This window comes from Sphingobium sp., from assembly GCF_049304695.1.
In the GTDB taxonomy this organism is placed as follows: Bacteria; Pseudomonadota; Alphaproteobacteria; order Sphingomonadales; family Sphingomonadaceae; genus Sphingobium.
In genome coordinates, this window is the sequence record NZ_JBAQOK010000049.1 from 44880 (window position 1) to 52409 (window position 7530).

Below are 7530 nucleotides of genomic sequence, written 5' to 3' on the forward strand. Positions count from 1 at the left end.
GCCCCTTTCCCCTGATCAAACAGGGGGATAGGGTGCCGCGATGACGATACGCACCCTTATGCTGGCCACCGGCCTGACAGCCGCCCTCTCCGCCGCGCTTCCCCTCCACGCCCAGACGATCGCGCCTGCGCAACTGGAACAGTCGGTCCGCACGCTCGCATCCGACCTGTTCGAAGGGCGCGCGCCCGGCACGATCGGCGAAGACCGCACCATCGGCTATCTGATCGGCCGCTTTCAGGCGCTGGGTCTGGAGCCGGGCGGCCCTGATGGCCAATGGGTGCAGAGCGTGCCCCTCCTCCACACGAAACTCGGCCAAGCCGCCACGCTCGCCGTCGCGCAAGCAGGCAACACGACCCCATGGACCTTCGGCAAACAGGTCTATCTCTCCACGCTCCAGCCGAAGAACAATGTCGCGATCGACAAAGCCCCGCTGGTCTTCGTCGGCTATGGCGTCGCTGCCCCCGAACGCGGCTGGGACGATTTCAAGGGCGCGGACCTGAAGGGCAAGGTGGCGGTCTTCCTGATCAACGACCCCGATTTCGAAGCGGCGCAGGGCGATGACGCCATGGGCAAATTCGGTGGCCGCACCATGACCTATTATGGCCGCTGGACCTACAAGTTCGAGGAAGCAGCCCGGCGCGGCGCGATCGGCGCGCTGATCGTCCATGATACGCCGGGCGCTGGCTATGGCTGGAACGTCGTGGTCAGTCCGGGCGGCGAAAATTACGATCTGGTCCGCGCGCTCGGCAAACTCACCAGCCTCGCCCTGCAAGGATGGGTGGAAGGAACGGCCGCCAACACCCTGTTTTCCAACGCAGGCCTCGATCTCGCCACCCTGCGCAAACAGGCACGCTCCAAATCCTTCAGGCCCGTCGAACTCAAGGGCGCGACCTTCTCCGCCGCCTTCCCCGTGACGCAGGAAGTGGTCAACAGCGCCAACGTCCTCGCCCGCATTCCCGGCACGAAACGCCCTGACGAAACCATCATGTATGGCGCGCACTGGGACGCCTATGGCAAGGGCGCACCCGATGCGCAGGGCCGCATTTATCGCGCCGGGGCCAATGACGACGCGCTCGGCATTGCCGGGATGCTGGAAATCGCCCGCGCGTTCAAAACCGGTCCCGCCCCCGACCGCTCCGTCCTGTTCGCCGCCTGGACCGCGGAGGAACGCGGCCTGCTGGGGTCCGAACATTATGCGCTCAAACCCGTCTATCCGCTCGACAAGACGGTCGCCAACCTGACCCTCGACATTCTCCAGACGGCAGGCAAGGCCAAGGACGTGATCCTCGTCGGCAAGGGGCAGGGCACGCTGGAGGATGATCTGGCCAAAGCCGCATCGGCACAGGGGCGTGTCGTGACGCAGGAAAGCCTGCCCGAACGCGGGCTATTCTATCGTGCCGATCATTTCTCGATGGCCAAGCGCGGCGTGCCGGTCCTGCTGCTGATGGGCATAGCGGGCGCGTCTGATCTGGTCGATGGCGGTCGCGCCGCCGGGCAGGCCTGGGTCGATGCCTATACCGGCCAATGCTATCATCAGGCGTGCGACGCGTGGAGCGCAGACTGGAACCTCGACGGCGCGGCGCAGGACATCGACCTGATGCTGACCATAGGCCGAGACCTCGCCACCTCGACTCGCTGGCCGCAATGGAAGGACGGGTCCGAGTTCAAGGCAATCCGCGACAAAAGCGCAGCGGTGCGGAAGTAACGCCATGGTCTCCCCTCCCATTTAGGGAGGGGCCGGGGGGGGTGGGTAGCGAGCGAAGCAAGCTTCTTCCTACCCAACCTGAATTAGTTCAGCAGATTATCACCACTTCCGTTCGTTTCGAGCGTAGTCGAGAAACGCAAACACTCCGCTATCGACTTCTCGACTTCGCTCGAAGCGAACGGATCAGGGTGAAGTCATCACTCTCACCCCACCCGATACAACGCAGCCCCATGCGGCGGCAGCATCACCGCAACCCGTTCCGCCTGCTGCCCCAGCGCCTTGCCGTCCCACAGATCGCGCACCGACACCGGCCCCGCCATCCCCAGATCACGCAGCGTCACGCCTACCTCGCGCGCCTTGTCCCCGGTATTGAACAGCGCGACATAGCGATCCGCGCTCCCCTCCACCTTCGCCGACCAGACCCGCGTGCCATCCTCCACGAAATGCGGACGGTTCTCGCTGCTCGCCTGATTGACCGCCAGAACATCCCGGTTGGTCAACAGCGCCAGCGTCGCCACATCCAGATGCCGCAGGTCGCCACCCATGATGAGCGGCGATCGCGCAATCGCCCACAGCGTCATCAACATGCGCTGCTCGTCGGGCGTAAAGCGCGTATCCCGCGCGCCCAGTGCCAGACGGCCCAACGGCAGCATGTCGGCATCCGGCCATGATCCCGGCCCGCGATAGGGCGTCCAGTTTTCCAACCGGGTGAACTGCGCCGCCAGCATCGGCCATTCATCCCAAAAATCGTCCGAAATCCGCCACATCTGCGCAAAGCGCCGCACATGATCGCCCCGAATGACCGGCGTCTCGCCCGGCGACAGGCTCAGAATCATCGGTCGTCCGCTCGTGTGAATGGCCTTGTGCGCCGCCTCGATCTCCGGCGCATGGGCGTCATAGGGGCGGCTCATATCGTCCATCTTGACGAAATCGACGCCCCACTGCGCATAGAGGCGAAATATGCTGTCATAATAGGCCTGCCCGTCCGGCCGCCTCATATCGACACCATACATGTCGGGGTTCCACGAACACACGCTGCTGGTATCCGCCACGTCCCTCGCCCGATAGGACGTGCCCATGACCGGCAGGTTCCGTTCCACCGCCGCACGCGGGATACCGCGCATGACATGGATGCCGAATTTCAGGCCCAGATCATGCACCGCCTTCGCCAGCGGCGCGAACCCCCTGCCCCCGACGCTCGACGGAAAGCGATTGGGCGCGGGGATCATCCGCCCGAAGCCGTCCATCGCTGGCTTGGGCGCGGCGTTATAAGTGTAGCTCGACGCCTGTGGCTCATACCATTGAATATCGACGGTGAAGATGTCGTAGCCAAAGGGTAGCAGCTTTTGCGCCATGATCGCCGCAGTTTCGCGCGCCTGGGCTTCGGTGATCGTCGTGGCGAAACTGTTCCAGCTATTCCACCCCATCGGCGGGCGCGGGGCCAGCACGGCGGCGCCCGACGATGCCGCCTTTCCTTTAGCTGCCACGCTGGCCGCTGCCATCCCCGCCATGCCGCCTGCCAGAAGGCCGCGACGGCTCGCTTTCCATTGTGCATCAATCATTTGTAGGAGTTAATAGAAGAACGCCTGCGGGATCAAGCCTTTCCAAGCCCCGCCAGCCATTCGCCGATCATCGCGCGCCCCGCCGCCACCGCGCCCGGACCGTGATCGTCATGATCGCGGCGCAGCGCGACGCCACATTGCCCCGCGACATCCAGATCGGCCCAGAAATGCGTCAGCCAATCCTCGAACCGAGGATCCTCCCCCATCTCCGCATGAAATTGCAGCGCCAGCAGATTGCGCCCGCGCCGAAACGCCTGATGCGCATAGCGATCCGTCGATGCCAGCAATTCGACGCCATCGGGCAAATCGAACGTATCGCTGTGCCAATGGAGCAACGGCACGCCATCGACATGGCGCAACGGCGACTCCGCCCCCGCCTCATTCACGCGGATCGGCGCAAAGCCCAGTTCCATATGCCCGCCCGGATAGACCCGCGCGCCCAGCGCCGCCGCAATCATCTGACTGCCCAGGCACACCCCCAGCGTCGGCCGGTCGTTATCCAGCCGGGCGGCGAGCTTCTCGATCTGCAACGGAATCCACGGGTGCCGGTCATGCTCATAAACCCCCATCGGCCCACCCATCATGATGAGTAAGTCCGGTTCGCACAGATCGACAGCGGCGAAATCGCGGCTGGCCACATCAATCCGGTCGATATGATACCCCGCCGCCTCGATCGGCTTGAGATACCCAGCCGCCCCTTCACGCGGCACATGACGGACGATCAACGCTCTCTTCATCACAGGCAAGCTAGGCATCGACGCGACAGGATGCCACCCACCCTTTCTGCGCGCCCCTCAACCTCCGCTTTCCCGCCCAAAAGATCCTCCCCTGCAAGGGGAGGGGGACCACGAAGTGGTGGAGGGGTGTCCCCCTCTCATGAGAAGCCGACACCCCTCCGTCTGGCTACGCCAGCCACCTCCCCTTACAAGGGAGGATGACACAAAAAAGGGGCCTCTCCTTTGCAGGAGAAGCCCCTTTTTAACTCAAACCGTCAGCCCGATCAGGCGGCCAGCTTGCGCAACACATATTGCAGGATGCCGCCGTTCAGGAAATATTCCAGCTCGTTGATCGTGTCGATCCGGCACAGCGCGGTGAAGGTGAAGGTCGATCCGTCCGCGCGCGTCACCAGCACGTCCACGTCCTGACGCGGCTTCAGGCCAGCGACATTGGTGATCGTGAAGCTTTCGTCGCCCGTCAGGCCCAGCGTATCCTTGGTCGCGCCGTCCTTGAACTGCAACGGCAGCACGCCCATCCCGACCAGATTCGAACGGTGAATACGCTCAAAGCTTTCCACGATGACCGAGCGGACGCCCAGCAGGTTGGTGCCCTTCGCCGCCCAGTCGCGCGACGATCCGGTGCCATATTCCTTGCCGCCGATGACGACCAGCGGCGTGCCGTCGGCCTTATGCTTCATCGCCGCGTCATAGATAGGCATGACTTCGCCATTATAACGGGTCATGCCGCCTTCCACGCCATCCAGCATCTGGTTCTTGATGCGGATGTTGGCGAATGTTCCGCGCATCATGACTTCATGATGGCCACGGCGCGCGCCATAGCTGTTGTAATCCGACTGCGCGACCTGATGCTCGCTCAGCCACTGGCCAGCGGGCGAGGACGCCTTGATCGAACCAGCCGGCGAGATGTGATCGGTGGTGATCGAATCGCCGAATATCGCCAGCGGCTTGGCGTCGATGATGTCGTTCACCGCCGCAGGCGTCATGGTAAGCCCTTCGAAATAGGGCGGGTTGGCGACATAGGTGGACCCGGCGCGCCAGCTATAGGTGTCCGAACCCGCCACGTCGATCGCCTGCCAGCGTTCATCGCCGGTGAACACCGTCGAATAACGGCTGACGAACATGTCGCGGGTCAGCGCGCCGTCCATGACCGAACGGACTTCCTCGTTGCTCGGCCAGATGTCCTTCAGATACACGTCCTGCCCGTCGCGGCCCTGACCGATCGGGGTCGTGACGAAATCGGTCGTGACCGTGCCCTTCAACGCATAGGCGACCACCAGCGGCGGCGAGGCGAGGAAGTTGGCGCGCACGTCGGCCGACACGCGGCCTTCGAAGTTGCGGTTACCCGACAGCACCGACGCGGCGACGATGTCGTTGCCGTTGATCGCCTTGCTGATCGGCTCGGCCAGCGGGCCGCTGTTCCCGATGCAGGTGGTGCAGCCATAGCCAACCAGATTGAAGCCGACGGCATCCAGATGCTCCTGAAGGCCAGCCTTCACCAGATAGTCGGTAACGACCTGGCTACCGGGGGCCAGCGAGGTCTTGACCCATGGCTTTGGCTTCATACCCAGCTCGTTCGCCTTCTTGGCGACCAGACCAGCAGCCACCAGCACGCCGGGGTTCGACGTGTTGGTGCAGCTGGTGATCGCCGCGATCACGACGTCCCCGTCGCCGATGTCATGGCTCGCGCCTTCCACCGGCACGCGCACGGCGGCGGCCTTCTTGTACACCTTTTCCAGATCGGCGTTGAACACGTCATCGACCTGCGTCAGGATCACCTTGTCCTGCGGGCGCTTGGGACCGGCGAGCGACGGCACGACGCTGCTCATGTCCAATTCCAGCACGTCGGTGAACACCGGCTCGATCGACGCGTCGATCCAGAAACCCTGCTCCTTGGCATAGGCTTCGACCAGCGCGACATTCTCGTCGCTGCGGCCGGTCAGACGCATATAATCCAGCGTCTTGTCGTCGATGCCAAAGAAGCCGCAGGTCGCGCCATATTCCGGCGCCATGTTCGCCAGCGTCGCACGATCGGCAAGGCTCAGCGATGCCAGACCCGGACCGAAATATTCCACGAAACGGCCAACGACGCCCTTGGCGCGCAGCATCTGCGTGGCGGTCAGCACCAGATCGGTGGCGGTAATGCCCTCGGCCAGCGCGCCGGTCAGCTTGAAGCCGACGACTTCGGGGATCAGCATCGACACCGGCTGGCCCAGCATCGCGGCTTCCGCCTCGATCCCGCCCACGCCCCAGCCAAGAACGCCCAGACCGTTAATCATCGTCGTATGGCTGTCGGTGCCGACGCAGGTGTCGGGATAGGCCACGGTCGCGCCGCTTGCATCGACCGAAGACCATACTGCCTGCGCGATATTTTCCAGGTTCACCTGATGGCAGATGCCCGTGCCGGGGGGAACGACCTTGAAGTTATCAAGGCTCTTGCTGCCCCATTTCAGGAAGTCATAGCGCTCCATGTTGCGCTGATATTCCAGCTCGACATTGTCCTCGAACGCCTTGGGCGTGCCGAATTCATCCACCATGACCGAGTGATCGATGACGAGATGGACGGGCACCAGCGGGTTGATCTTGCTCGCGTCCGCGCCCAGCGCGTTCATCGCGTCGCGCATCGCGGCCAGATCGACTACGCATGGCACGCCGGTGAAATCCTGCATCAGCACGCGCGCTGGGCGATACTGGATCTCACGGTCCGACTTGCGCTCGACCTGCCAGTCGATGATCGCCTGAATATCGTCGGTGGTGACGGTCACGCCATCCTCGAACCGCAACAAGTTCTCCAGCAGGACCTTCATCGAAAAAGGCAGGCGCGAAACGTCGCCCAGCTTCGCAGCCGCCTTTTTGAGCGAATAATAAGCGATGTCCTTGCCGCCGACGTTCAACGTGTCGCGCGTGCCCAGAGTGTCCTGTCCGATGGCGGTCATAAGATGTGCGTCTCCTCGCATGTGCCCCGGCCACGCGGAGGGAGGATGACGCTATCCACCAGTATCTCGCCGACCAGCCCGACAGGACGGGCGACAAGGTGGAGGGGATGCGCCCCTACCGTTGGTCGAAGCGGGTATGTCCCGATGTTGCAGCGCCATACAGACTGCGGGCGGGGAGTCAAATGGACAAACCAACCGTCCGCCATTTCCCTCAGGCATTTATGACGATGGGACCCCCGCTTTACGGAAACATTAATGCGATCGAACGTTCATATATCGCAACAAGGTGAGTTTTCCGGTCATGCCTGCGTCCTTTTCGATGATCGATCCCGCCCCCTGTGCAAGCGCCGCGCTCCTGACCTATCGCCCCGGCAAACCCATATCCTGCCCCGACTGCGGACAAAGCCAGTGGCTGGTCGGCCGCGTCATGGCCCAATGCGCCTGCTGCGAAACAGCCCTGACCATCGACACCAGCCATCGCGGCTGGTCCGGCCTGACGCCGGTGGGCCGTGCCCTGCCGTGGAAACGGGCGTTGGTGGCGTGAGGTTAAACTGACGCCAAAAAGGAGTGTTCCCCGGCGAAGGCCGGGGTCC

The 7530-nt window shown here is 63.3% G+C and carries 5 protein-coding genes; 2 read left to right on the top strand and 3 right to left on the bottom strand.

Annotation, left to right across the window (positions count from 1 at the left end; translation table 11 throughout):
* Positions 1-40 precede the first annotated feature (40 nt).
* Positions 41-1705, top strand: a complete 1665-nt coding sequence (locus WA070_RS07490) for a M28 family metallopeptidase (RefSeq protein ID WP_422633470.1) — start codon at positions 41-43, stop codon at positions 1703-1705.
* A gap of 203 nt (positions 1706-1908) precedes the next feature.
* On the opposite strand, the gene WA070_RS07495 is transcribed toward WA070_RS07490, so the two are convergent.
* The 3 genes from WA070_RS07495 to acnA all read right to left on the bottom strand — a co-directional run bounded on the left by WA070_RS07495 (position 1909) and on the right by acnA (position 6937).
* Positions 1909-3267 (bottom strand): glycoside hydrolase family 27 protein, encoded by a 1359-nt coding sequence (locus WA070_RS07495; protein WP_422633471.1) that lies wholly within the window; start codon positions 3265-3267, stop codon positions 1909-1911.
* A 32-nt stretch (positions 3268-3299) separates the two neighbouring features.
* The gene (locus WA070_RS07500; protein WP_422633472.1) at positions 3300-4004 is read right to left on the bottom strand and encodes a glutamine amidotransferase; all 705 of its coding nucleotides are present in this window, start codon (positions 4002-4004) and stop codon (positions 3300-3302) included.
* Positions 4005-4267: 263 nt separating this feature from the next.
* Positions 4268-6937: an aconitate hydratase AcnA gene (gene acnA / locus WA070_RS07505; RefSeq protein WP_422633473.1), complete on the bottom strand. Its 2670-nt coding sequence runs from the start codon at positions 6935-6937 to the stop codon at positions 4268-4270.
* Between the two features lie 301 nt (positions 6938-7238).
* Here acnA and WA070_RS07510 point away from each other — a divergent pair, with 301 nt between their 5' ends.
* Positions 7239-7481, top strand: coding sequence for a DUF2614 family zinc ribbon-containing protein (locus WA070_RS07510; RefSeq protein ID WP_422633474.1), 243 nt, complete (start codon positions 7239-7241; stop codon positions 7479-7481).
* The last annotated feature ends 49 nt before the right edge of the window (positions 7482-7530 follow it).